This window comes from Pseudomonas sp. SIMBA_068, assembly GCF_046534705.1.
Classification (GTDB): Bacteria; Pseudomonadota; Gammaproteobacteria; order Pseudomonadales; family Pseudomonadaceae; genus Aquipseudomonas; species Aquipseudomonas putida.
The window spans coordinates 977,629-1,000,004 of the sequence record NZ_JAWRYI010000001.1; the positions used below are offsets into that span (position 1 = coordinate 977,629).

A 22,376-nucleotide genomic window follows, 5' to 3' on the forward strand; every position below is an offset into this window, starting at 1 on the left:
TATGCCGCAAGCACGGTGTGAGGCGCACCCTTGGACGACTGGCAAGGGCTGGACTCATACAAATCGCGCAGGGTTCAAAACCGGGCCTGCCAGGTGCTGGCCTCCGTCGCCGTGCAGTGTTTCACCATTGACGAAGCAGCAGGCATCAGAAGCCAGGAACAACGCGGCACCACCCACGTCCTCGACTGGATCACCAAGGCGCCCCAGCGGCAGTTGCCCGATCATGAGGTCTATCACCCTGGGGCGTAAAGCATGGCAGTGTCGCACTTCGGGGGAATCGGCCAACGGTAGCAGCAGATTGGTGGTTATCTGATATCGCCCCCAATCCAAAGCGGCGGTGCGGGTCAGCCCGACAAGGCTCCAGGCCGCAGCGTTGTAAGCCGCCAGGCCTTCATTGATACCCTCTCCATAGCGGTGCCCAACGTTGATGATGCGCCCAGCGCCCGCCAATTGCATCGCTGGCACCGCGCACTGCATCGCGCAGATTGCTGCCTGCACACGTGCAAATGCCTCGTCGAATGCGGCGCGAGGCTGGTCTTCCAGAGGAGCAATGGTGGGTATTGGCAAGACGTTATTGATCAGCACATCCACACCGCTCAGCGCAGCGATAGCCATTTTCAAGGTGGCGCCCATCTGGCCGTCAAAGGCGGCGGCATACGCCAGCGCAGAACCGCCCTTGGCGCTAATGACCTCGGCGACCTCAGTGGCTGCGCTGAGCATGGGGTCCAGCACAGCGATTGAAGCTCCCTCGCGCGCCAAGCGGATGGCGATGCCGCGGCCAATGCTGTCGGCGCCCAGTACCAACACCTTTTTATCTTGCAAAGCGTTCATGGCGCGACCTTCTGGGCGGGTGATTCCAGGGCATGCAACTGAGGTAGGCCGAGCAGATTCTGACCGCCATCGATGAAAAGCGATTGCCCCGTGATAAAACGGCTAGCCTCACTGGCAAGCCCTAGCACTGCCGAACCTATGTCCTCTAGCGCCCGACCGTGCCGACGCATGGGTGTCTGCCGCGCGACGGCTTCGAGCTTTTGCATATCGTCGCCATAAAACGCTTGGTATGCGGCGCTCCAGCCGGAGGGCAGCACCGCATTTACCGTGATATTGTGCTGTCCCCACTCATTGGCGAGCGTGCGGGTCAGTCCTCGGATGGCTTCTTTGGTTGCGTTATAGGCCAAGCCGTAACGGCTGCCGTAGGCGCCATTCACGGATGCGAAGTTAATGACTCGACCGGCACCTGCCTGAATTAACCACGGCAGCGCGGCTTGCGCAGTCCAGAGCGAGGCGTACAGCCCGGAGCGAAGCGCCACATCGAGCAACCCATCATTGTCATCTGAGCAGGCATGGGCCAAAGGCGGAACCACTTGGGCATTATTAACCAGAATGTCGAGGCGCCCGAAGTGCGTAGCGGCTTCGCGGACCAGCGCTTGGGCCTGGTGTTTATGGCTCAGATCGGCCTGCAGGAAAATCGCTTGCGCACCGAGCTCGCGTAACGCCTGCGCGACTTTGTCTCCGCGCTCCCGTGAGCGCCCGTTGACGATCACCATTGCACCTTCCTGCGCGAAACGCTGGGCGATGCCTTCGCCCAACCCTTGGGTAGAGCCGGTGACCAATGCTACCTTTCCGCTTAGTCGAGTCATGCTGTTTCTCCGTCGTTCCCCATGCGCTAATCCCACCATGCCTACCCGGTCAGATTCGCATCGCCATCGATCCATTGCGCCAGCCGATCAGCGAGCTGCATATCCGCCAGCTCGACGAAATATCCCAGCTGGCTGACTGTGTCGAGGTGGATGATGGCGGGGTGGCCTTGGGCGTTGAGGTTGTCGATGGTCTCGAAGCAGACCTGCGCTCCCCCTGGCCGCTGCTCCAGATTGGACGTCGCATAACCCAGATGGAAAATGCCTTCCCCCCGACTCTCCAGCCATTCGGATGCGCTGCTCTGGCCGCTACCAGGCTCTACCATTTCCAGATAAAGATCGCCCCAGCGCGCGAACGCATTGCGGTTGGCAATCCGCTGTTCGATACCCCGGTAACGCCCGGTGTAATCAGTATCGAGCCGGCGAAAACGCCCGAGGCCGAACAGGGTTCGATAATGTTCCATGCTGGCTTCCAGATCGCGTACGACAACCCCGATCTGGTAGAGCTTTCCGTCGAATTCCATTGTGTTGATCCTTCGTTCAAACGGTGGAAAAGCGGCTGACTTCACATCAACGACCAATGCCTGTGCAGAACAGCCGTGTGTATTGTTCGATGATATGGGCCACGTCCTGTCCGGCATTGCGCTGCAGCCTCATGGCTGCGCAATGACACAGGTCGATCAGCGCGCGGACAGCCAGTGGGCAATCGATCGAGGTGTCTAACAAGCCCTGAGCACCTGCCTGTTCGAGCATTTCCTGGAGCAGCGTCCGATACTGGCGAGACTGGGCACCCACTGCCTCTTGCTGTTCCGCACTCAGGTATCGGCGTTGCTCTGCAAGCACAATCATGCAGTCCCGATGGGCATCCAGGTCATGAAGGTAAGCGTGGATAACTGCGTAGACCCTATCGGACAGCGAGGCGCTTGGCGTTTTGCTGATCTCCCGCAGGCGCGCAGTGGCCGTTTCAACTGCGTAAAGGCACACCGCATCCAATGCGGCTTCCTTGGTGGGAAAGTAGTAATACAAGCTGGCCTGTTTGAGCTCAAGCCGGTCGGCAATATCTTGGGTGCGGCACCCATGAAAGCCCTTTTCAGCAAAAACCGAGGCGGCGGCCATGAGGATTTCCAACCGGCGCTGTGTGAATTTGCCGGTGGTGGGCTTGATCGGCATCTGCAGTGTCCGCGCTCAAATTAAAAATGTCCTGCCAAGGTAAGCGACCCCTCTCCAGAAATTCAATAGTGCTATAGAAAATAATCGCTGAATGCCCTGCATGCGGGTTGACACATAAGCCGATGCTTATTCTTAATGCTGTACGGAATCCAAGTCCAAGGATACATAAGTAATGGCTTATGATGAAACGTTACGAGCGCTTGCTGATCCCAGCCGGCGAGCCCTCTATGAAAGCCTGGTGCGGGTGCCTGCCCATACCGCCGCGCTGGCCGAGGAATCACGCCTGAGCCAGCCGGCTGTATCGCAGCACCTGAAGGTGCTGCTAGAGGCTGGGTTGGTGTCTCAGCAGCGTGACGGACGGCGCACGTTGTATGCGGCAAGGCCCGGAGCATTGGACGACTTGATGAGCTACCTCGGGGGGCTGGCAGCAGCACCTGCCAACGCCGAGCGCGGCCTACCGCACACGCTTGAAGCTGATGCAATCGCCTTGGCCGCGCTGCGTTGGGCGCGGGAGTGGCCGGGCCAGGATCCGAATGTCTACGCAGTGACCCAACGCTTGCTGTTGATGGGGCGCCATGTCGAACGGGCGCTGAAGGAAACCGCTGAGCGTCATGGCCTGCAAGGCAGTGAGCTGCTGCTGCTGGATGCGATCAATCTGACTCCTGGCCATAGCCTAACGCCTTCACAATTGCAGATGCGGCTGGGGCTGACCAAGGGCGCGGTCACCAAACTGATGAACAACCTTGAACGTCTTGGGCTGATTTGCCGGTCCGCTTCCCAGCAGGACCGTCGTATCAGTCATGTTGCGTTGACCCCCAAGGCTCAGGGCATGCTGAAGACCATTCTCGACCACCACGAATACGGCGCCGACCATGCCGCCGCCAAGCGCCTCCCTGCCAACGGTCTGACCCAGCTGGCGCACCTGCTGCAACACTTTCACGGGTTGATGGAGGGTGAGTTGGCGCGCCGCGCTGCGTCAGGGAATTCTGAATAGCGTTCAAAAAACTGTTGACGATAAATGTTTCCTGGTGAACTATTGGGTCAGGCGGTTGAGACCTGTCATCTAAAAGATGGGCGGTAGCAATGCCAAACGTACTCACCTACGGAGAATAATAATGAGATCAGCGGTGTTTCACGCAGCCGGAGAGCCCTTGGTGATCGAGACGCGTCCCGATCCCGCACCTGGCCCTGATGAAGTGGTGATGAAAGTTCACAGCTGCGGTATCTGCGGCACCGACCTTCATATGACCGAGGGGCATTCGCCCGGCTTTGACTACCCAGCCGGTACGGTCCCTGGGCATGAATATGCAGGCGAGGTGGTGGCGGTGGGGGCCGAGGTTCAGGGGCTACAGATCGGCGACAGGATCAGTGCCTTGCCATTCACCGGTTGCGGCCATTGCCTGGCCTGCCAGCGCGGCAGCCCAAGCCATTGCGTAGCGTTCCGCGGGCTTGGTAGTGGCTTTAGCGAATATGTCGCAGTCAGCGAGCGCACCTCGATCAAGCTTCCAGACTCATTAACCTACGACGACGGTGCCCTGCTGGAGCCTATGGCAGTGGGCCTGCATGGTGCAGCCATGGCGGGCATAACGCCTGGCGCCACGGTACTGGTCCTGGGGGCTGGGCCTATTGGCCTGGCAGCCGCATTTTTTGCGCGCAAATTGGGCGCTGGCCGAGTCGTGGTCGCCGCCAATTCCACCCGCCGTCAGGCGCTGGCCCTGCAAATGGGCGCTGATGCATTCATCGCCCAAGGCCAGGGGCAAACGCTTGCTGCCGCGGCCACCGAGGCCTTCGGTGCAGCGCCAGACATCGTGCTCGAGTGCGCGGGCCAACCAGGCTGCATCAGCCAAGCCATCCAAGCCGTGAGCCGCGCTGGAACCGTGGTGGTGCTGGGCTTCTGTACCACAGCAGACAGCTTTGTGCCAGCGACAGCGGTATGGAAAGAAATCACGTTGCGTTTTTCCAACACATACACCGTGGGTGATTTCCAGTATGTGGCACAGGTGCTTGCGCGTGGGGCGCTGGAGCCGCGGGCAATGATCACCCAGCACGTTTCGTTGGACGAGGTGCCGTCCGTATTCGAAGCGCTGCGCACGCCCAGCGGACAATGCAAAGTCATGATTCATCCCTGGGCGTGAATCGCCGGCGGACCTGCTCCCGCTCTTTCATCCATCTATCCAGATGCGTTTCACCGGAGGTGACTGAATGAATGCTTCCCTGCAACCGTGGGCGAGCTACGTCGACCTGCTCAAAGCCGCCAGCGAAGTCGAATTACAGCTTTGGGACCCGCTTGACGAGCACTTGCGTGCCGAACTGTATCGCCAATTCGCCATGACCCTGTCGCAAGGTTACTTTCTGTATTTCCAGGCGGACCCCGATTACCCCGACTGGGCACCTTTCGAGAACTCGGTGTTTCTTGCCCAGCCCAACCCCGACGCGGTCTATCACTTCAGCGCCGTCAGCGGCGAGGGGGTCTACCGCGTGTCAGGTAACAGAGGAAATGTGCCGGTGGCGGGCTTCGCGACAGGCAAGCACATGATCGGTATGGGCAACCCACCAGGTCCGGGCTTCAACAACTACGACCTTAACCAGCTGGACATCGCCGAGGACGGCAGTTTCGAGGTCATCTTCAGCAGCGAGCGGCCAGAAGGCTATCAGGGCGACTGGTTATACCTTCACCCAGAATCACGCTTCTTGCTGTTGCGCCAGTTTTCCTACGATTGGGGGAATGAGCGCGACGTCAAGGTGTGCATCGAGCGCCTGGGGGAGCAGCCGCTAAAACCACGTATGAGCGTGGCTACGATTGATCAGCAATTGCGGGATCTGTTTGGCGGTTACGTGAAGCGTCTGTCACAACTGTGCCAAGGGATCATCGCCAACAGCCGCAGTAACCGGCCGCCGCACGAGATGAAGCTGGTCACGTTTGCAGAGCTGGGTAATGGAGATGACTGGCCACAAGCCTATTACGAATGCACCTACGACTTACAGTCTGACGAGGCGCTGATTCTGGAAACCGAACTGCCGGAACGCTTGGTGTATTGGAACGTTCAGGTCGTCGATGCGTTGTGGAATCAGGTCGAACTCGTTCATCGCCAGAGCAGCCTCAACGGTCATCAAGCTCATGTGAATGGCGACGGGAAGTTCCGCGCAGTGCTGTCCGTGGAAGACCCAGGCGTTGCGAACTGGCTGGATACCGGCGGCAATCTCAAGGGCATGTTGATAGGACGGTGGTACCGTAGCAGCTCTCATCCCACGCCCATCCTGAAGAAAGTCAAACTCGCCGACCTGGATGAGCACCTGCCATTGGATACGTTGCGCGTCACCCCGGTGGAGCGCGGCGAGGCCCTGCGCGTGCGGCGCATCGGGGCGCAATTACGCCGGCGTTGGTAGGAGGCGGCCAGCATGGAACAACTCAATGGCAAGGTGGCGGTCGTGCTGGGTGCCTCCACTGATCCGGGCATGGGCAGCGCTATCGCCCGATTGTTCGCGGCGCATGGCGCCAAGGTTGTGGTCGCGGCCAGACGCATCGCACCACTTGAGCAACTGGCATGGGACATAGGCGGCAGTTGCCTGCCTTGCGACGTGACCTGTCAGGCTGACCTCGAGCGCCTGGCAGAGGTCACATTGCAACGCTACGGTCGGCTGGACATTGCCGTCAATGCTGCGGGCATCGGTTTGAGCAAGCCGTTTGCCGAAACCCGCGAGGAAGACCTGGACCAGGTTTATCGCACCGTTTTCAAAGGCTCGTTCCAGTTTTTGCAAAGCATGCTGAGAGCGATGTCCGACGGGGGGGCGGTGGTCATGCTGTCGTCGGCCATCGCCCGTATCGGCTTCCAGGACCAGGCGCTGTATGGCGCCTGCAAGGCCGCCGGCGAGCATGTGGTCCGGGCCGTCGCCGATGAGTACGGCGTGCGCGGTATCCGTATCAACAGCATCGCCCCCGGCCTGACCGAGAGCGGAATGACCCAAGGCTTCACCGAAGTGCCCGGCGTGCGCCAGGCCTTCGAGCGGGCGTACCCGCTGGGCCGCTTGGGCACCGTGGACGATGTCGCCCAAGCCGCATTGTTCCTGGTCAGCGAGGGGTGCTTCATGACTGGCCAGACCTTGCAGGTGAATGGCGGCCTGACGCTGCGCCGCAATCCTACCTTTGCCGAAATCCAGGCAGCCATCGCTTCTGCCAGGCCCGGGTAGCTGCAGCGACTGCAATGTGGCGTCCGCCACTTTCTATCACTAGCTAACGAGATAACCATCGTGACGATATCCGCCAACTTCAAGGGCGCGGAGGGGCAGTTGCACGCCGCCGCCAGCGCCGCAACGGGTTTGACCGACTTTGGTGACCCTGCTGAATATCTCCCGGGCTTGCAGCGGCTGCTGGCTGCTCTGGATGACAATGGCCCGGTCTTCAAGCCAGGCGGCCGCGAGTTTGCCTGGAATCTGCTGGTCGGGATTCTGGTTTCACGCTTGCTCAGCGAGGAGGGCTGGAAAACACATCCAGGATGCTTGCAGCATCGCGTAACGCGCCCGCTGATTGTGATCGGCATCCCACGCACGGGCACCACGGCACTGCACAAGTTGTTGTCGATGGACCCGCAATTCCAAGGGATGGAGCGCTGGCTCACCGCGTTCCCTATGCCGCGCCCGGAACGCCACACCTGGGCCGCGAACCCTTGGTACCAGGCTTGCGTGGCAGGCCTTGAACAGTTTTTTGCAGCGGCGCCACACATGCGTGCTGCCCACGACATGCAGGCCGATGACGTGGACGAGTGCCTGGAAGTGCTGAAGCAGAATTTTTGCAGCAACTTCTTCGGCTCCTCCCTCCGTGTACCCGATTACGACCGTTGGTGGCTGGAGCAGAGCGAGGCGAGCAGTTATCGACGCCTGCGCAAGGTCATTCAGTTGATCGGCGCCAACAGCCCGGAGAAGACCTGGCTGTTGAAGAACCCTGGGCACGTGGCCCAGGTCGGCAACCTGCTGGATGTGTTTCCCGATGCTTGTGTGATCCAGACCCATCGCGCCCCGGCCAGCGCCCTGCCTTCGCTGTGCAGTGTACTTCGTGAGGCTCGCAGCATTCTGGAGGAGGGTGTCGATACGCGGGCCATCGGGGAACGAGAAGCCAGCTACTGGGGCGCGGCAGTCGAGGACGCACACCGCGCAAGGGCCAGGGCGCCCGGCCAGTTCCTGGACATCCTGCAACAGGACATCCAGCGCCAGCCGATGGCCGTGATCCAGACCATCTACCAGCACTTTGGCCTGACCTTAAGCGATCAAGCGCGCGCGCGGATGCTTGAGCGGATAAGCGCCGCGCCGGAAGCCCGACACGGTGAGCACCGTTATAGCGCTGAAACCTATGGCCTGGACCCAGACCGGGTCAATCAACGGTTCGCCCCCTATATCCAGCGCCAGGCCCTGGCCTGAGCTACTTCCTGTACTACAAGAGGTATCCCAATGCCCGATCTGACAATAGACGATGCCGAACTGGCATCACGCCTGGCAACCGCTGCCGGCGAACATCTGCTCAGGCTGAAAGAGCATGGCCTGTTATCCAGTACCTACCTTGGCGTACATGGTGATCGCCTGGCGAATACCTTGCTGACTGACTTGCTGCGCAGGCATCGCCCTGATGACGGCCTGCTTTCAGAGGAAGAGGCGTCCGACGATGCTCGCCTCCACAAGCAAAGGGTGTGGATTGTCGACCCGCTCGATGGCACCCGCGAATATGCGGAAGGCCGACCGGATTGGGCGGTGCACATCGGTTTGGTCAAGGACGGCAAAGTCGACGCGGCTTGCGCTGTGAGCCTGCCAGCGCTGGGCAGCGTGTTCAGTGCAGCTGCCCCAATCGTTCTACCGCCAGCGCCAGCGGGGCGCATGAAAATCCTGGTCAGCCGCACCCGAGCGCCGCGGGTCGCCGAGCAGGTAGCACTGCGGCTGAATGCGCAATTGGTGCCCATGGGGTCGGCAGGCGCGAAGGCGATGGCGGTGGTGCGGGGTGAGGCCCACGCCTACCTGCACGCTGGTGGCCAATACGAGTGGGATTCTTGCGCCCCCGTGGGCGTAGCGCTGGCGGCGGGCCTGCATGCTTCGCGCATTGACGGTAGCCCCTGCAGCTACAACCAACGTGAAGTGTTCATGCCTGATCTTCTGATCTGCCGGCCAGAGGTTGCAGCCGCTCTCCTTTCGACCATTGCCGAGTGCCAGCGGCACGAGGAGCTCCAACATGACTGATTTGACCCATCTGCAACGCCTTGAGGCAGACAGCATCGATATCCTGCGCGAGGCGGTATCGGAGTCAGAAAACCCGGTAATGCTGTACTCGATCGGCAAGGACAGCGCAGTGATGCTGCATTTGGCACGCAAAGCGTTCTTTCCGTCGCGTCCGCCGTTTCCGTTGTTGCATGTAGACACGACCTGGAAATTCCAGGCGATGTATCAGATGCGCGAGGAGATGGCGAAAGCGTCGGGCATGCAGTTGCTGGTTCATCGCAACCCCGAGGCCGAAGCACAGAATATCAACCCGTTCACCCACGGCTCGGCGCTGCACACTGACATGTGGAAAACCGAAGGGCTGAAGCAGGCGCTGGCCCTGCACAAATTTGACCTGGCATTCGGCGGCGCACGCAGGGATGAGGAAAAGTCCCGTGCCAAGGAGCGGGTGTTCTCATTCCGATCAGCCCAGCAACGTTGGGACCCCAAGGCCCAGCGCCCGGAGTTGTGGCGGTTGTACAACGCGCGCAAACACCCAGGTGAGAGCATCCGCGTATTCCCGCTTTCCAATTGGACCGAGCTGGATATCTGGCAGTACATCTACCGCGAGAGTATTCCCATTGTGCCGCTCTATCTCGCCGCTGAGCGGCCGGTGGTGGAGCGCGACGGCACGCTGATCATGGTCGATGACGAGCGCATGCCGCTGCGAGATGGCGAACGCGTGCAAATGCGCAGTGTGCGGTTCCGCACACTGGGTTGCTACCCATTGACCGGGGCAGTGGAATCCCAGGCAGACACGCTGCCGGCCATCATCCAGGAAATGCTGCTGTCCACTACCACTGAACGCCAAGGGCGCGTGATCGATCACGACAGCGCAGGCTCCATGGAAAAGAAAAAAGTCGAGGGGTACTTCTAATGAACGCTAACACTGCACTCATCGAGCAAGACATTGAGCAGTACCTCAACCTCCATGAGCAAAAGACGCTCTTACGGTTCATCACGTGCGGGAGCGTCGATGATGGCAAGAGCACGCTGATCGGCCGTCTGCTGTATGAAGCGAAAGCCCTGCTGGAAGACCAGATGATCACCCTGGAGGCCGATTCGCGCAAATCTGGCACCCAGGGCGACCAACTGGACTTTGCCCTGCTGGTCGATGGGCTGAGCGCCGAGCGCGAGCAGGGCATTACCATCGATGTCGCCTATCGGTTCTTTTCCACCGACAAGCGCAAGTTCATCGTCGCCGATACCCCTGGGCATGAGCAGTACACCCGCAACATGGTGACGGGCGCTTCTACCGCCGATGTTGCGATCATCCTGGTCGATGCGCGCAAAGGCCTGCTGACCCAGACGTTTCGCCACAGCTACCTGGTGTCTCTGATCGGCATCAAGCATGTGGTGCTGGCGGTGAACAAGCTCGACATGGTCGATTACGCACAGGAAGTGTTCGAACGTATTGATCAGGCCTACCGCACGTTCGCTCAGCAACTGGAATTCAGTTGCATCCAGAGTATCCCGCTTTCAGCCCTCAAGGGCGACAACATGACCGAACCTAGCCCTAATACCCCTTGGTATGCAGGGCCTAGCCTGATGCAATATCTGGAGAGCGTCGATATTGGCAATGTCAGTAACGACGCCCCTCTGCGCATGCCGGTGCAATGGGTCAATCGGCCCAATCTCGATTTCCGGGGTTTTTCCGGACGCGTGCTAGGGGGCTCGCTCAGGCCAGGTGACAATGTGCGGGTGTTGCCATCGGGCAATTGCAGTACGGTCAAACGCATCGTCACCTTCGACGGAGATCTTGATCTCGCACAGCGGCATCAGTCCATTACTGTCACCTTGGCAGACGAAATCGATGTCAGCCGCGGCGACGTGCTGGTGGCAGCAGGCGACCCGGCGGAGGTTTCGGACCAGTTCCAGGTCACGCTAGTGTGGATGGACGCCAACGAGATGCTGCCCGGCCGCCCCTATCTGCTGAAGATGGGGGCAAGCACCGTCAGCGCAACGTTCTCGACGCCGAAGCACCTTGTCGACGTGAACACGTTGCAGCACCTGCCGGGCAAGACACTGCAACTGAACGATATTGCTGTCTGCAACATGGCGCTGGACCGACCTCAGCCGTTTGATTCGTATACCCAGAATCGCGACATGGGCAGCTTCATCGTCATCGACCGCATCACCAACCTCACAGTCGGGGCGGGGATGCTGCAGTTTGCCCTGCGCAGAGCGCAAAACGTGCACTGGCAAGCCGTGGAGGTGAACAAAGCTGCCCGTAGCCGGCTCGCTGGGCATAAGCCTGTCGTGCTCTGGTTGACAGGGCTTTCGGGTACGGGCAAATCCACCATTGCCAACCTGGTCGAGCAGCAGCTTCATGCGCTTGGCGTACGTACCTACCTGCTTGATGGTGACAATGTACGCCATGGGCTCAACAAAGACCTCGGCTTCACGGCCGCTGACAGGGTCGAGAATATCCGTCGTATCGCCGAGGTTTCCCATCTGATGGTTGATGCAGGGCTGGTGGTAATCAGTGCATTCATCTCACCGTTCAGGGCCGAGCGCGAACTGGCCCGCAGCCTGGTGGAGGAGGGTGAGTTTGTCGAAGTCTTCATTGATACCCCGCTGGCAGTCGTGGAACAGCGCGATCCCAAAGGTCTGTACAAGAAAGCGCGCCAAGGAACCTTGAAAAACTTCACCGGCATCGACTCCCCCTACGAAGTGCCGCTCTCGCCGGACGTGTACATCGACACGACACGCCAAAGCGCTTTGGACGCTGCGCAGCAGATCGTTGCATGCCTGCGTGAGCGCGGCGTGGTGGCCAGGTAGGTATTGGCCGGCTTGGGCAATTTCAAACGGAGGCTATTTCCATGGCTCGAATTGCGGGAAAGGTAGCGGTGGTAACAGGGGCAGGCGCGGGTATTGGTCGGGCAATGGCGCAACGGTTCGTGCAGGAGGGCGCGCGGGTGATAGCCGTGGACCTTGATACCGTCGAACCTCTGCCTTCGGGTACGGCTGATAACGCCACGGGCAGTTTCGAGTCTTGGCCCTGCGATGTCAGTGACCCAGCGGCGGTCGAGGCATTATTTACGCATGTTCATGCGCGCTATGGCCGGCTCGATGTGCTGGCCAATAACGCCGGTATCGGGCCCGCGCAGCGGGTGCCAACGCATGAAGTGACACTCAAGGATTGGGATCGCGTCATCGATGTGAACCAGCGCGGTGCGTTCTTGATGATGAAAAGCGCCTTGGTGTTGATGATGGCCTCAGGGGGAGGCTCGATCATCAATACCGCTTCTGTCGGTGCATTTTCAGCCACCTCCAACTCCATCGCCTATCTGGCATCAAAGGGTGCGTTGCTGATGATGACGCGGGCGGCGGCCTTGGAGTATCGAGCCCATCGCATTCGCGTTAACGCAATTTGTCCGGGCATGACGCGCACGTCGATTTTTGAGGGGCTTTCCGATGAAAGCATGGCCAGCCTGTTAGCCAGAACCAGCGCCCGCATGATCGAACCGCACGAGGTAGCAAGCCTGGCGCTGTTTCTGGCAAGCGACGAGGCTGCAGGAATAACCGGTGCCATGCAGGTGATCGATGATGGGCGCACAGCAGGAGCGTAATCAATGGATACAACTAAACGACGCTTGTCGAATTCACCCCCTAATTATGTTGAATGCGACCCTAATGCCGGCCGGAAATCCGGGTCAGCATGGGACATCATCAACCTCGTTGACTGAACCCAAGTCAGAAGGAAAGACGGTGTATGAACAATAACAACGCACAAACCGTACCGTTGAACCCGCCCAGGCAAATGGGCCAATTGAAAACTGCGAATCACCTGCTCGGCGACCGGAAAGCGCTCGATCAGGCATGGGAACGCGATGGTTATTGGTACTTCAAAGGGGTCCTGGACAAGGGTGTTATCGGCGAAATGCGTGCGCGCTGGATTGATTATCTGCAGCGCCATGGCCTGATCGATCCTGGCGTTACCGAAAATCGTTATAACGGCGCCAGCTTTGAAGGCAAGAGCGTGTCCCCAGCCGAGCTCGCGCGCGTCGGTGAGTTCAACCACAACGACATGCATCGTATGTTGACCGAAAACCCCAAGATCGTCGCGACCATGAAAGAACTGCTCGGCGACGATCCGTTCTGGCTGCCCATCGCAGAATACCGAGCCAATCCACCGGTAGAGGATCCAGGCCAGAACCGGTTCATCTACCCACATCAGGACGGCTTTTACAGTCGCGGCCTGGAAATGAAAATCTGCTGGGTACCCATCGATACTGTTGACGATGAAGTCGGTGGCTGCGCCTGGGTTGAGGGCGCGCACCGCGGCCCCATCTTGCATGACGTGACCAACCCTCCCTCATTCCCTATTCCGGCCAACCTTATTCCCATTGAAGGCTGGAAACGGGCTGATTTCGAGCCGGGCGACATTGTGATCTTCGATTTGAATCTCCCCCACAGTGGTTTGACCAATCTGTCGAAAGACCGCTTCCGGATGTCCATGGATATCCGCGTCACCGAAGCCTCGGGCAAGGTGCCATCGATTGGAAAGGTACTCGGCATCACGCCCGACCAGGTTACCCTGCGTGACCAGCGCACTCAGCAGGAAAAAAGCTTTGCGATCGTCCCGCAGACCTATGTGCGCGGGACCGACGGGAAGAAGCGCGAGGGTGATGACATCCCGAAAACATTCCAGATCGGCGAGACAGTGCTAGTCAACAGCGACGATGGACTGGTCGCGACACTGGTGCGGTCGATCCACTGACCCTCTACCTGGCAGGCTAGCTACCCCGCCGCACAGCTCTTTGTTGAAGGGCGCTGCGGCGGGGCGTTCGGCTGCCGGCTGAATACCTGCTTGTATCTGGAGCGCTGAATCATGCCTCAACCCAAAAACTACAACGCAACGATGGCTGGAAAGGTCGCAATCGTCACCGGCGCTGGCGCCGAAGGCGACGGCATTGGTATTGGTCGGGCAATTGCCGTCGTCCTCGCCGGTGAAGGGGCCAAAGTGTGCCTTGTGGACCTGGATGCCCAGCGAGCGCAAGACACGCTCAAGCAGATAGAGAGCATGGGCGCAGAAGCCTTCGTTATCAGCGCAAATGTCACCCTGCGTGATGACTGTGCCCGAATCGTCGAGGAAACCATGAGCCGTTATGGCCGCCTCGACGTGCTGGTGAACAATGTTGGTGTGGCTACGCCGGTCGCTCTGGAGGCGGACGATGAAGAAGCCTGGACGCGTGTGCTCAACATCAACTTGACCAGCGCGATGCTGATGAGCCGTTACTCGGTGCCTGCGATGACCCAGAACGGTGGGGGCTCGATCATCAACATTTCGTCGATAGCGGGCATACGCGCACACGGCAGTATTGCCTACGGCCCTTCGAAAGCCGCCATGGCAGCATTGGCACGCGAGCTGACGGTGTTGTATGGCCGTCAAGGCATTCGGGCCAATACCGTTGCGCCTGGCCATGTACTCACCCCCCTGGCGATGTCGCTTCTACCCGAACAGATGCGCGTCAAGCGGCGCAATGTCGGCCCACTCGGTATCGAGGGTGATGGGTGGGATGTTGCGTTGGCCGTGCGCTTCCTGGCCAGTGATGAGGCGCGCTTCATCACCGGCGTGCACCTCCCGGTAGACGGCGGGGTGACCGAAATCGGCCCACTGTCTGCCCATGCGTTGATCGAGGCTGGCGCCGCGCAATAGCGCTGACAGGGGGTAGAGGAGACTGTCGCGTAGGCCATCAACAGCCATTTACAAACGGCACTGCGAAAGGAATTCCAACGATGAAATTCATCGCTCCAAACGCTGCGGCGCACGCAGCGATTGCCGCGACACTGCCTGATGTCAATCTACTGATCGGTGAGCGGACCATCGCGCGAGGGAGTGGTGGGACTTTCAGCCACTGCAACGCCGCCACTGGCCAGTTTCAGATGGAGATCCCCCTGGCTGGCCGGGACGAAGTGGATATGGCAGTGGCTGCTGCCCGCGCCGCATACCCGGCGTGGCGCCTCACGAAGCCGGCGCATCGCCGGCTGATTCTCGATCGTTTCGCAGACCTGATCGACCAGAACATCGACCGGTTTTCACAGATGGCAGTGGTCGAAAACGGCATTCCAATCAGCACCATGGTCGAGGGCATTGCCCCTCGTGTCATCAACTGGGTGCGCTACTACGCCGGCTGGGCCGACAAGATAGAAGGCTTGGTGACCGGGAGCCCAGCGGGAGGAGGCCACTTCGAGTACACAGTGCCTGAGCCCTATGGTGTCGTGGGGCATATCATCACCTGGAATGCGCCTTTACTGTCGTTGGCAATGAAGGTCCCGCCTGCGCTTGCGGCCGGTAATTGCGTTGTCATCAAACCGGCTGAGTTCACCCCGTTCAGCGCCCAGCTTTTCGCGGAGCTGGCGTTTGAAGCAGGTGTGCCGCCTGGGGTCATCAACGTATTGCCAGGAGGAGTAGCGGCAGGCGCAGCACTCGTGAGTCATCCTGGCGTCGACAAAATCTCATTCACTGGGGGGCCTGGTGCGGCGCGCGCAATCATGCGGTCGGCCGCGGACACCCTGAAACCCTTGGTGTTCGAGTTAGGAGGCAAATCGGCGAATGTTGTGTTCCCCGATGTGGATGTCGCGGCTACTGCCGCTTACTGCGCTACGTTTGGGTTGTCCAACAGTGGCCAAGGCTGCGCTTTGCCTACCCGCCTGATCATCCATGAGGCGATCTACGAGCGCTTTATCGATGCGCTTCAAACCACCATTGACCATATACCTTACGGTGACCCGCTTGACCAAAGCGTGATCGTGGGGCCTTTGATCAATGCCACTGCCTGGGAGCGGGTACAGGACATGATCGACACCGCGCGTGCAAGCGGCGCCGGCCGGTTTTTCGATCATGCGGTGACTGCAGGTCCCCCGGGTAACTTCATCCCGCCGACGTTGATTGCGGATGCCGACCCGTATGCATCCATTGCTCAGAAGGAAGTGTTCGGCCCTGTGCTATGTGCCTTCAAATTTCGTGATGAGCAGGAAGCTGTAGCCTTGGCCAATGCGACTGAGTACGGCTTGGCCGCCTACATCCAGACCACCAACCTCAATACTGCCCAGCGTCTGGTTGATCGGTTGCATGCGGGGACTGTGTATGTCAACCGTGCAACTCCGGCCCTCCACCCAGGCTCACCTTTTGGCGGGCTGGGGAATTCCGGATTTGGTCGCGAAGGCGGCAAAGCTGGCCTGGATGAGTTCATCCGTACCAAAGGTGTGGGTGTCAGCATTTCAACAAGCTGAAGAGCGCGAGCATTGTTCACGCCATGGTTGCGTGCTATTTTGAATGGCGTTCAAATATAAGAACAATTCGTGATCCACCGCAACAGGAGAGAGGGCGTTATGAAGACCGCAGTTACCGAGCTGCTTGGCATCCGCTACCCGATCGTACAAGGGGGCATGATGTGGGTGGGGCGCGCTGAACTTGCCTCTGCTGTTTCCAATGCCGGCGGGCTTGGCATCTTGACCGCCCTTACTCAGCCGACACCTGACGCATTGCGCGCCGAGATCGACCGGTGCCGAGGCCTCACAGACCAGCCGTTTGGGGTCAATCTGACGGTACTCCCTTCAGCCAACCCACCACCCTACGCTGACTACCTGCAGGCCATTATCGAAAGCGGAGTGAAGATCGTCGAAACCGCAGGTAATTGTCCTAAAGAGTTTTTTGATCGTCTGAAAGCGGCTGGAATCAAAATCCTGCACAAATGCACATCGGTACGTCATGCCCTGAGCGCACAGCGCAATGGCGTCGATATCATCAGCATCGATAGCTTTGAATGCGCTGGGCATCCTGGTGAGGATGATGTGGGTGGCTTGGTCCTGATACCGGCCGCGGTCAAAGCCCTGACTATTCCCGTGATTGCATCTGGCGGCATTGCCGACGGCTACGGCCTGGCGGCTGCGCTTGTACTGGGCGCCCAGGGGGTCAACATGGGTACCCGGTTCATGCTTACCCAAGAGGCGCCGATCCATTCCAACATCAAGGAATCGGTTGTTCAGGGCAGCGAGCGTGACACGGTGGTTATTTTCCGCACGTTGAAAAACAGTGGCCGGGTCTTCCGTAACGAGATTTCCGAACAGGTGGTAGCGATCGAGCGTCGGCCGGGTGGCTGCACGTTCGAGGATGTCCGACCCTTGGTGATGGGCGCGCGTGGACGCGCGACACTGGAGTCGGGCAACGTCAACGATGGATTGGTCTGGGCGAGCCAGGCGATCGGTTTGATGAATGACATTCCCACCTGCAAAGACTTGCTCGAGCGCATGATCAGCGAATGCCGCAAGCAGCTGGCTCAAGCAACCCTCTTTGCTTCGGCGTGAGCGGGAACCCGTAGGCAGTGACCGTGCTGAGCGCATTCGAGCCAAGCGGTTCAGGGTCACTGCACTTCAGAACTGATCTCTTGGAATTGCCATGTTCAAGACCAGAATTACAGAACTCTTCGGTATTGATTACCCGTTGATTCAAGGTGGCATGCGCTTCGTTTCGCGCGCAGAGCTTGTAGCAGCGGTAGCGAACGCCGGCGGGCTTGGCTTTCTTTCCGCGCACAGCTTCCCTTCACCTGGTGCTTTGCGTGAGGAAATCGAGAAGGTTCGCAGCCTCACGGACAAACCATTCGGCGTCAACCTTACGATCTTGTCCAAACTCAGCGTCAAGCCTGAGGACAGCGCGAAAGTGATTCTGGACGCTGGGGTGACATGCGTGGAAACGGCGGGTGGCAATCCCGCGTACTTTATTGCCGCTTTCAAGGAAGCCGGCATCAAGGTACTTCATAAATGCACAGCCGTGCGTTTTGCCCTGAAAGCACAGCAGCTCGGTGCAGACGCAGTCAGCTTGACCGGCTTTGAAGCGGCTGGTCATCCGGGCGAGGACCAAGTGCCCAATATGGTGCTGATCCCCGCAGCGGTCGACCAACTCACGATCCCTGTGGTAGCCAATGGCGGATTCGCCGACGGCCGTGGTTTGGTGGCAGCATTGGCGTTGGGTGCAGAAGGGATTGCAATGGGAACACGGTTTTTGATGGCCCGCGAGTCACCTATGCCCGAAGCAGTCAAAGCCCGGTATCTGGCGGCGACGGAGCGTGATACCACGCTGATCTGCCGCAGCATCGGCGACTCCACTCGCGTGCTCAAAAATGCGCTGACCGATCAGATTCTGGAGCTGGAGCGGGCAGGGGCGGACCACGACCAACTGATGACCTTGGCGAGCAGCCAGCGCTGGGTGAGTGCGGTGGAGCGTGGCGACGCGGATGATGGCGCCTACGCTGCCGGGATGGGGGTAGGCCTGATTCGCGACATCCCGAGCTGCGACACGCTTGTGCAAACCATCATTGCTGATGCCCGTGCGATCATCAATGAGCGGCTGTTGCGCTACGCAGCGCGGTAGAAGTCTGGCCTTCCCGTAGCCTGCTGTCAGGTGTCGGGAAGGGTACCCAGCAAACTCTCCAATACATCGTCCAGGCCCTCGCGCTGCGTCGGTGAAAGCGCATTGAACCCGACGTAGCTCTGAGTGAACTGCTCATGGCTGATCGCCTCGAAGGTCCGGGCGCCCGCCGCTGTCAAGCGCACCTGTACCGAGCGACGATCCTCTTCGTCACTCGTACGCTCAATCAAGCCTGCCTGTTCAAGACGGTTCAGGCGCTTCGCGATCCCCGTCACGGATATCAGCGAATGCCGACCTAATTCGGTCGGCGTGCAGGTACGGTCATTCCCGAGCCTTTTCAAAGTGCCCAAGATCATCGCTTCGCCCACATTCAGCTGGTAAGCGGCCGCGGTGCGGGCGAGCAGGCGCTCCATACGGTGACCCGCCACATAAAACCGTCCAGCCAATGAGACGGTTTGAGCGTCGACCTCGTCGTTGAGGGCTGCCCAATCCAATGTCCGTGCCCCGCCTCGTTCCTGAATGACCAGCGGAGTACGCTTCGCGTCCGTTTCGCCTGGCGCAGGGGCAACGAGCGACAGCGCATAATTGCTCATTGCCTTGAGCACCCCCTGCGATTCATCCATCACCGCATAAATGCGCTGCTGGCCCCGTTTGGCTTGTTGCACCAATCCTGCGTCCTTGAGCACCTTGAGGTGCTGCGAGACCGCTGAACGTGACACTGGCACCTGCTGTGCCAATGCGCCCACATGGCTTGGAGCCTTCGCCAGGATCTCCAGCAATGCGCGCCTGGTGGGGTCAGCCAGCGCAATAAATACAGGCTGTAGATGCTCAGATTGGTTAGTAATCACTTACGCATAAGCCTCGGGGGTGTGGTTTGCACACACTAACAGCACGCTTCGATCCTGGCCAACTCTATTTGTTTTGCAGGTAAAACCCCCTAGAGCGCTGCATTTCGTGCAGTTGACGCCGAGAATAAACGGGTATATTAATTTCCACGGGAAAACAAAACGCCGTTCACATAAAAGAACAACACTGTGAGGTAAGCAATGACTCCCGTACGTAAGCAATTGTTGTCGCACATACTCGACCCCGACAGCGCGTTCGATCAGCCGGCGGCCAACGTGCATGACATGCAGATCCAGGCTGCCCAGGAGCTGTTCCGAGAGCGCATCGAGCAGATACCGCTCCTGCGCCACCGCGCCGAGGAAGCCGGGATCACCCACATCGACAGCCTCGAACAACTGGTGCCGCTCCTTTTCTCGCACACGGTTTACAAGTCCTACCCGCAGTCCTTCATCGATAACAATCGGTGGGACCGCATGCTGCAGTGGCTGCAAACGCTATCGGTTGCTGACGTCAGCAATGTAAACGTGGACGGCGTGCGCGATGTCGATGAATGGCTCGAGCGCCTGTATGAAGCCGGCCACCGCCCATTGGCCACCAGCGGCTCGAGTGGCAAATGCTCATTTCTCAATCACACCGCCGGCGACCAGGAAAACAAGGCGCTGCATTACAAGCATGCCACCGGCTGGCCATTTGCGAAGGCGGAGCCCAATCGTGCCTTGTTCTGGCTTGGCCCGATCAAGGGATACAACAGCGCTATCGAATCGGCGCAGATCGGCCGCGTTAATTGGGGTCGGCCGGGTGCAATGTTTGCTTTGACTGAAGAGCCGTTACTGATCAGTGAAGTGAGCCGTGCTGCTGCAATGCGCAAAGCCATCGCCGAGGGCACCGCGCTGCCTGAAGAAATCCAGGCTTTTGAAGCGTCAGCACGGGTGAAAGCGCAAGAGGGCGCTGCGGCCATGCGCCTGCTTGCCGAAAAAATCCTCGACCACCGCCATGAGCCGATCATGGTCAGTGGCCTTTGGGCCCAGCACATGATGATTATCCAGTGCGCACGGGAGCGCGGTATCGGCGACGGTGAGTTCCACCCTGGGGCCATTATTCAGGCGGGCGGCGGTATCAAAGGCGTCGCACTGCCTGAAGACTACAAAGAGCAAGTGGAACGCTTCTACGGCAACGTCATCCGCCCTGCGGCCTATGGCATGACTGAAATGGCCCAGCTGATGCCCCGCTGTGAAGCCGGGCGCTACCATCGCGCCCCGGGCTTGATCTGGTTGATTACCGATGAGCCGGGGGAGCGCTTGCTGACGCCAGCAGATGCCGACGAAAACGATAGGGTCGAAGGCCGCTTTGCATTCCTTGACCTGCTGTTCGAAGGACGCTGGGGGGGCGTGATCACCGGCGACAAAGTGACCGTCGACTTCTCTGACCATTGCCCTTGCGGGCGCCACGGCCCCACCTTGCTCGACAACATCACGCGTTTTAGCCAGATTGGCCAGGACGATCATATCGGGTGCGCGGGAACGCTCGATGCCTACATCCGCGGAGCGCTTGCAGAATGACCACTTCCTCAGTTGCACAACCCGCAGCCGAAGCGGTTGCTGTTTGCCACATCATCAAGGGCGATGTGGTACTAGGCGCCGAGTCGGAGCATGGGCCTGCCCACGCGCGGTTCGCTACCCCTCGAATTGACCTCGATCAGCTGGTTTGGAAGCGGGATAAGCCTGGCCCGGCCTTCGAGACGCCAGTCAGCGAGATCATTGATGTATTGGAGCAGACCGGCCAGTGGCTCAAGGCAGACCCTGAGGGGCTGGTAGCCCAAGCCTTGGAGAACTCCCTCAAAACGGGGCCGTTGCCGCGGCATATCATGGAGTTTTCCTATGAGAATATTTCAGCGCCGTTCAATCGGGCGGGCCTGGAATTTCAGATTCGCACTGAACTGGGCGGCTCCGATGTGCTCGACGGCTGGCGCGAGATCAAGGATTCCCCCAGTGGACGGCAGAGCCGCATTCGCGCATTTCCACCCAGGTTGATTCATATCGTTGCAGGAAACGCCCCGGGCGTTTCTGCATTGACGGTTGTACGGGGAGCCCTGACCAAGGGCGTCCACCTGCTCAAGTTGCCTTCCAACGACCTGTTCACAGCGCCAGCTATTTTGCGAGCCATGGCGAGCGTGGCACCTGGGCATCCGCTGACGCGCTCGTTCTCTGCAGTGTATTGGCGAGGAGGCGATGAGCAGGTCGAGCGTGCGCTGTTCAGGCCGCAGTTCTTCGACAAGGTGGTCGCTTGGGGCGGGGATAGCGCCATCCGCAGTGTCAGCAAGTACATAGGTCCTGGTTTTGAGCTTGTGTCGTTCGATCCCAAAACCTCGATCTCGATGATTGGTCGTGAGGTGTTCGACTCACCAGAGACACTGGCGGCTGTCGCCGACAAGGCAGCCTTCGATGTCACCCTCATGAACCAGCAGGCTTGCGCCTCCAGCCGCTTTCAGTTTGTCGAGGGCACGACCGAGCAAGTCGACCGCTATTGCGCGCTGTTGCAACAGCGCATGAATGTCGACCGACCTATGGCTTCGGCAATCGGACCGCGAGTACCGGCAGAGCTGCGTGACGAGATCGACGGTTTGCGAATGCTCGAGCCCGCCTACCGGGTGTGGGGTGGCTACGGTGGGGAAGGCGTGGTTATCCGTTCACAAGATCCCGTTGACTTCCACCCTGATGGCAAGATCGTCAATGTCGTGCAGGTCCAGGACCTGCAGGATGCGATACGCCATGTGAACATCGCCACCCAGACGGTGGGTGTCTATCCAGCGCAACGCAAAGCACTGCTGCGCGACCGGTTGGCAGGGGCGGGGGCGCAGCGGGTGGTGAATATCGGCGGCTCGGCCGGCATAGAGGCCGGCTTGCCTCATGACGGCTTCAATCCTCTGCAGCGCTTCGTTCGCTGGGTGAACGACGAGGGCTGAGCAGCTGCATGCGCAGCCATGACGCCGCTGCGCGGCGTCACTCCCTCACACACGGCTCAACTCAGTGAGGGTACATAGCAACAGGAAACCTGCCGACGATCTTAGCAACCCGCAGGTTTGAAGCTGCGCCAGGTGGCGCGAGGCCTAGAGC

Annotated in this window: 21 protein-coding genes; 16 read left to right on the forward strand and 5 right to left on the reverse strand. The window is 59.6% G+C overall.

Going from position 1 to position 22,376, the window contains the following annotated elements; genetic code table 11:
- Nucleotides 1-54: 54 nt before the first annotated feature.
- From SB756_RS04535 to SB756_RS04550, 4 genes are read right to left on the reverse strand one after another with little or no spacing between them, the layout of a single operon-like run.
- Nucleotides 55-831: an SDR family NAD(P)-dependent oxidoreductase gene (locus tag SB756_RS04535; RefSeq protein WP_410910262.1), complete on the reverse strand. Its 777-nt coding sequence runs from the start codon at nucleotides 829-831 to the stop codon at nucleotides 55-57.
- Nucleotides 828-1,640: an SDR family NAD(P)-dependent oxidoreductase gene (locus SB756_RS04540; RefSeq protein WP_341798547.1), complete on the reverse strand. Its 813-nt coding sequence runs from the start codon at nucleotides 1,638-1,640 to the stop codon at nucleotides 828-830. Before SB756_RS04540 ends, SB756_RS04535 begins: the two co-directional genes overlap by 4 nt.
- A 41-nt stretch (nucleotides 1,641-1,681) precedes the next feature.
- Nucleotides 1,682-2,161, reverse strand: coding sequence for a VOC family protein (locus SB756_RS04545; protein ID WP_410910263.1), 480 nt, complete (start codon nucleotides 2,159-2,161; stop codon nucleotides 1,682-1,684).
- A 46-nt stretch (nucleotides 2,162-2,207) separates the two neighbouring features.
- Complete coding sequence (locus tag SB756_RS04550) at nucleotides 2,208-2,807, reverse strand: TetR/AcrR family transcriptional regulator (RefSeq protein ID WP_410910264.1); 600 nt, start codon at nucleotides 2,805-2,807, stop codon at nucleotides 2,208-2,210.
- A 172-nt stretch (nucleotides 2,808-2,979) separates the two neighbouring features.
- Here SB756_RS04550 and SB756_RS04555 point away from each other — a divergent pair, with 172 nt between their 5' ends.
- The 14 genes from SB756_RS04555 (at nucleotide 2,980) to SB756_RS04620 (ending at nucleotide 18,420) form a co-directional block, all read left to right on the forward strand.
- On the forward strand, nucleotides 2,980-3,801 hold the full coding sequence (locus SB756_RS04555) for a metalloregulator ArsR/SmtB family transcription factor (protein ID WP_410910265.1): 822 nt from the start codon (nucleotides 2,980-2,982) through the stop codon (nucleotides 3,799-3,801).
- 160 nt (nucleotides 3,802-3,961) lie between these two features.
- On the forward strand, nucleotides 3,962-4,942 hold the full coding sequence (locus SB756_RS04560; RefSeq protein WP_410910266.1) for a zinc-dependent alcohol dehydrogenase: 981 nt from the start codon (nucleotides 3,962-3,964) through the stop codon (nucleotides 4,940-4,942).
- 67 nt (nucleotides 4,943-5,009) lie between these two features.
- Nucleotides 5,010-6,194: a DUF1214 domain-containing protein gene (locus SB756_RS04565; RefSeq protein WP_410910267.1), complete on the forward strand. Its 1,185-nt coding sequence runs from the start codon at nucleotides 5,010-5,012 to the stop codon at nucleotides 6,192-6,194.
- A gap of 12 nt (nucleotides 6,195-6,206) precedes the next feature.
- Nucleotides 6,207-6,995, forward strand: a complete 789-nt coding sequence (locus SB756_RS04570; protein WP_341798553.1) for an SDR family NAD(P)-dependent oxidoreductase — start codon at nucleotides 6,207-6,209, stop codon at nucleotides 6,993-6,995.
- 60 nt (nucleotides 6,996-7,055) lie between these two features.
- Complete coding sequence (locus SB756_RS04575; RefSeq protein WP_410910268.1) at nucleotides 7,056-8,219, forward strand: sulfotransferase family protein; 1,164 nt, start codon at nucleotides 7,056-7,058, stop codon at nucleotides 8,217-8,219.
- 30 nt (nucleotides 8,220-8,249) lie between these two features.
- Nucleotides 8,250-9,026, forward strand: a complete 777-nt coding sequence (locus SB756_RS04580; protein ID WP_410910269.1) for a 3'(2'),5'-bisphosphate nucleotidase CysQ — start codon at nucleotides 8,250-8,252, stop codon at nucleotides 9,024-9,026.
- Nucleotides 9,019-9,921, forward strand: a complete 903-nt coding sequence (gene cysD / locus SB756_RS04585; protein ID WP_341798556.1) for a sulfate adenylyltransferase subunit CysD — start codon at nucleotides 9,019-9,021, stop codon at nucleotides 9,919-9,921. Before SB756_RS04580 ends, cysD begins: the two co-directional genes overlap by 8 nt.
- Nucleotides 9,921-11,825 (forward strand): sulfate adenylyltransferase subunit CysN, encoded by a 1,905-nt coding sequence (gene cysN, locus SB756_RS04590; RefSeq protein ID WP_410910270.1) that lies wholly within the window; start codon nucleotides 9,921-9,923, stop codon nucleotides 11,823-11,825. Before cysD ends, cysN begins: the two co-directional genes overlap by 1 nt.
- 41 nt (nucleotides 11,826-11,866) lie before the next feature.
- Entirely contained in the window at nucleotides 11,867-12,616 is a 750-nt protein-coding gene (locus SB756_RS04595; RefSeq protein ID WP_410910271.1) for an SDR family NAD(P)-dependent oxidoreductase, read from the forward strand.
- Nucleotides 12,617-12,759: 143 nt separating this feature from the next.
- Nucleotides 12,760-13,767, forward strand: coding sequence for a phytanoyl-CoA dioxygenase family protein (locus tag SB756_RS04600; protein WP_341798559.1), 1,008 nt, complete (start codon nucleotides 12,760-12,762; stop codon nucleotides 13,765-13,767).
- A gap of 111 nt (nucleotides 13,768-13,878) precedes the next feature.
- Entirely contained in the window at nucleotides 13,879-14,706 is an 828-nt protein-coding gene (locus SB756_RS04605; RefSeq protein ID WP_410910272.1) for an SDR family NAD(P)-dependent oxidoreductase, read from the forward strand.
- Nucleotides 14,707-14,786: 80 nt separating this feature from the next.
- Entirely contained in the window at nucleotides 14,787-16,283 is a 1,497-nt protein-coding gene (locus tag SB756_RS04610; protein WP_410910273.1) for an aldehyde dehydrogenase family protein, read from the forward strand.
- A gap of 99 nt (nucleotides 16,284-16,382) precedes the next feature.
- Nucleotides 16,383-17,357, forward strand: a complete 975-nt coding sequence (locus tag SB756_RS04615; RefSeq protein ID WP_341798562.1) for an NAD(P)H-dependent flavin oxidoreductase — start codon at nucleotides 16,383-16,385, stop codon at nucleotides 17,355-17,357.
- Nucleotides 17,358-17,442: 85 nt separating this feature from the next.
- Complete coding sequence (locus SB756_RS04620; protein WP_341798877.1) at nucleotides 17,443-18,420, forward strand: NAD(P)H-dependent flavin oxidoreductase; 978 nt, start codon at nucleotides 17,443-17,445, stop codon at nucleotides 18,418-18,420.
- Between the two features lie 26 nt (nucleotides 18,421-18,446).
- Here the strand turns inward: SB756_RS04620 and SB756_RS04625 are convergent, their stop codons facing one another.
- Nucleotides 18,447-19,265: a metalloregulator ArsR/SmtB family transcription factor gene (locus tag SB756_RS04625; protein WP_410910274.1), complete on the reverse strand. Its 819-nt coding sequence runs from the start codon at nucleotides 19,263-19,265 to the stop codon at nucleotides 18,447-18,449.
- Between the two features lie 198 nt (nucleotides 19,266-19,463).
- Between SB756_RS04625 and SB756_RS04630 the strand changes: the two genes are divergently transcribed.
- The gene (locus SB756_RS04630) at nucleotides 19,464-20,822 is read left to right on the forward strand and encodes a hypothetical protein (RefSeq protein WP_410910275.1); all 1,359 of its coding nucleotides are present in this window, start codon (nucleotides 19,464-19,466) and stop codon (nucleotides 20,820-20,822) included.
- Nucleotides 20,819-22,225, forward strand: coding sequence for an acyl-CoA reductase (locus SB756_RS04635; RefSeq protein ID WP_410910276.1), 1,407 nt, complete (start codon nucleotides 20,819-20,821; stop codon nucleotides 22,223-22,225). Before SB756_RS04630 ends, SB756_RS04635 begins: the two co-directional genes overlap by 4 nt.
- The last annotated feature ends 151 nt before the right edge of the window (nucleotides 22,226-22,376 follow it).

Bases quoted from the DNA above. Each gene is read 5' to 3' on its own strand.
- SB756_RS04535 (WP_410910262.1), bottom strand. From the start codon at position 831: ATGAACGCTTTGCAAGATAAAAAGGTGTTGGTACTGGGCGCCGACAGC.
- SB756_RS04540 (WP_341798547.1), bottom strand. From the start codon at position 1,640: ATGACTCGACTAAGCGGAAAGGTAGCATTGGTCACCGGCTCTACCCAA.
- SB756_RS04545 (WP_410910263.1), bottom strand. From the start codon at position 2,161: ATGGAATTCGACGGAAAGCTCTACCAGATCGGGGTTGTCGTACGCGAT.
- cysD (WP_341798556.1), top strand. From the start codon at position 9,019: ATGACTGATTTGACCCATCTGCAACGCCTTGAGGCAGACAGCATCGAT.
- SB756_RS04610 (WP_410910273.1), top strand. From the start codon at position 14,787: ATGAAATTCATCGCTCCAAACGCTGCGGCGCACGCAGCGATTGCCGCG.
- SB756_RS04565 (WP_410910267.1), top strand. From the start codon at position 5,010: ATGAATGCTTCCCTGCAACCGTGGGCGAGCTACGTCGACCTGCTCAAA.
- SB756_RS04600 (WP_341798559.1), top strand. From the start codon at position 12,760: ATGAACAATAACAACGCACAAACCGTACCGTTGAACCCGCCCAGGCAA.
- SB756_RS04630 (WP_410910275.1), top strand. From the start codon at position 19,464: ATGACTCCCGTACGTAAGCAATTGTTGTCGCACATACTCGACCCCGAC.
- cysN (WP_410910270.1), top strand. From the start codon at position 9,921: ATGAACGCTAACACTGCACTCATCGAGCAAGACATTGAGCAGTACCTC.
- SB756_RS04550 (WP_410910264.1), bottom strand. From the start codon at position 2,807: ATGCCGATCAAGCCCACCACCGGCAAATTCACACAGCGCCGGTTGGAA.
- SB756_RS04580 (WP_410910269.1), top strand. From the start codon at position 8,250: ATGCCCGATCTGACAATAGACGATGCCGAACTGGCATCACGCCTGGCA.
- SB756_RS04615 (WP_341798562.1), top strand. From the start codon at position 16,383: ATGAAGACCGCAGTTACCGAGCTGCTTGGCATCCGCTACCCGATCGTA.
- SB756_RS04570 (WP_341798553.1), top strand. From the start codon at position 6,207: ATGGAACAACTCAATGGCAAGGTGGCGGTCGTGCTGGGTGCCTCCACT.
- SB756_RS04605 (WP_410910272.1), top strand. From the start codon at position 13,879: ATGCCTCAACCCAAAAACTACAACGCAACGATGGCTGGAAAGGTCGCA.
- SB756_RS04635 (WP_410910276.1), top strand. From the start codon at position 20,819: ATGACCACTTCCTCAGTTGCACAACCCGCAGCCGAAGCGGTTGCTGTT.
- SB756_RS04595 (WP_410910271.1), top strand. From the start codon at position 11,867: ATGGCTCGAATTGCGGGAAAGGTAGCGGTGGTAACAGGGGCAGGCGCG.
- SB756_RS04555 (WP_410910265.1), top strand. From the start codon at position 2,980: ATGGCTTATGATGAAACGTTACGAGCGCTTGCTGATCCCAGCCGGCGA.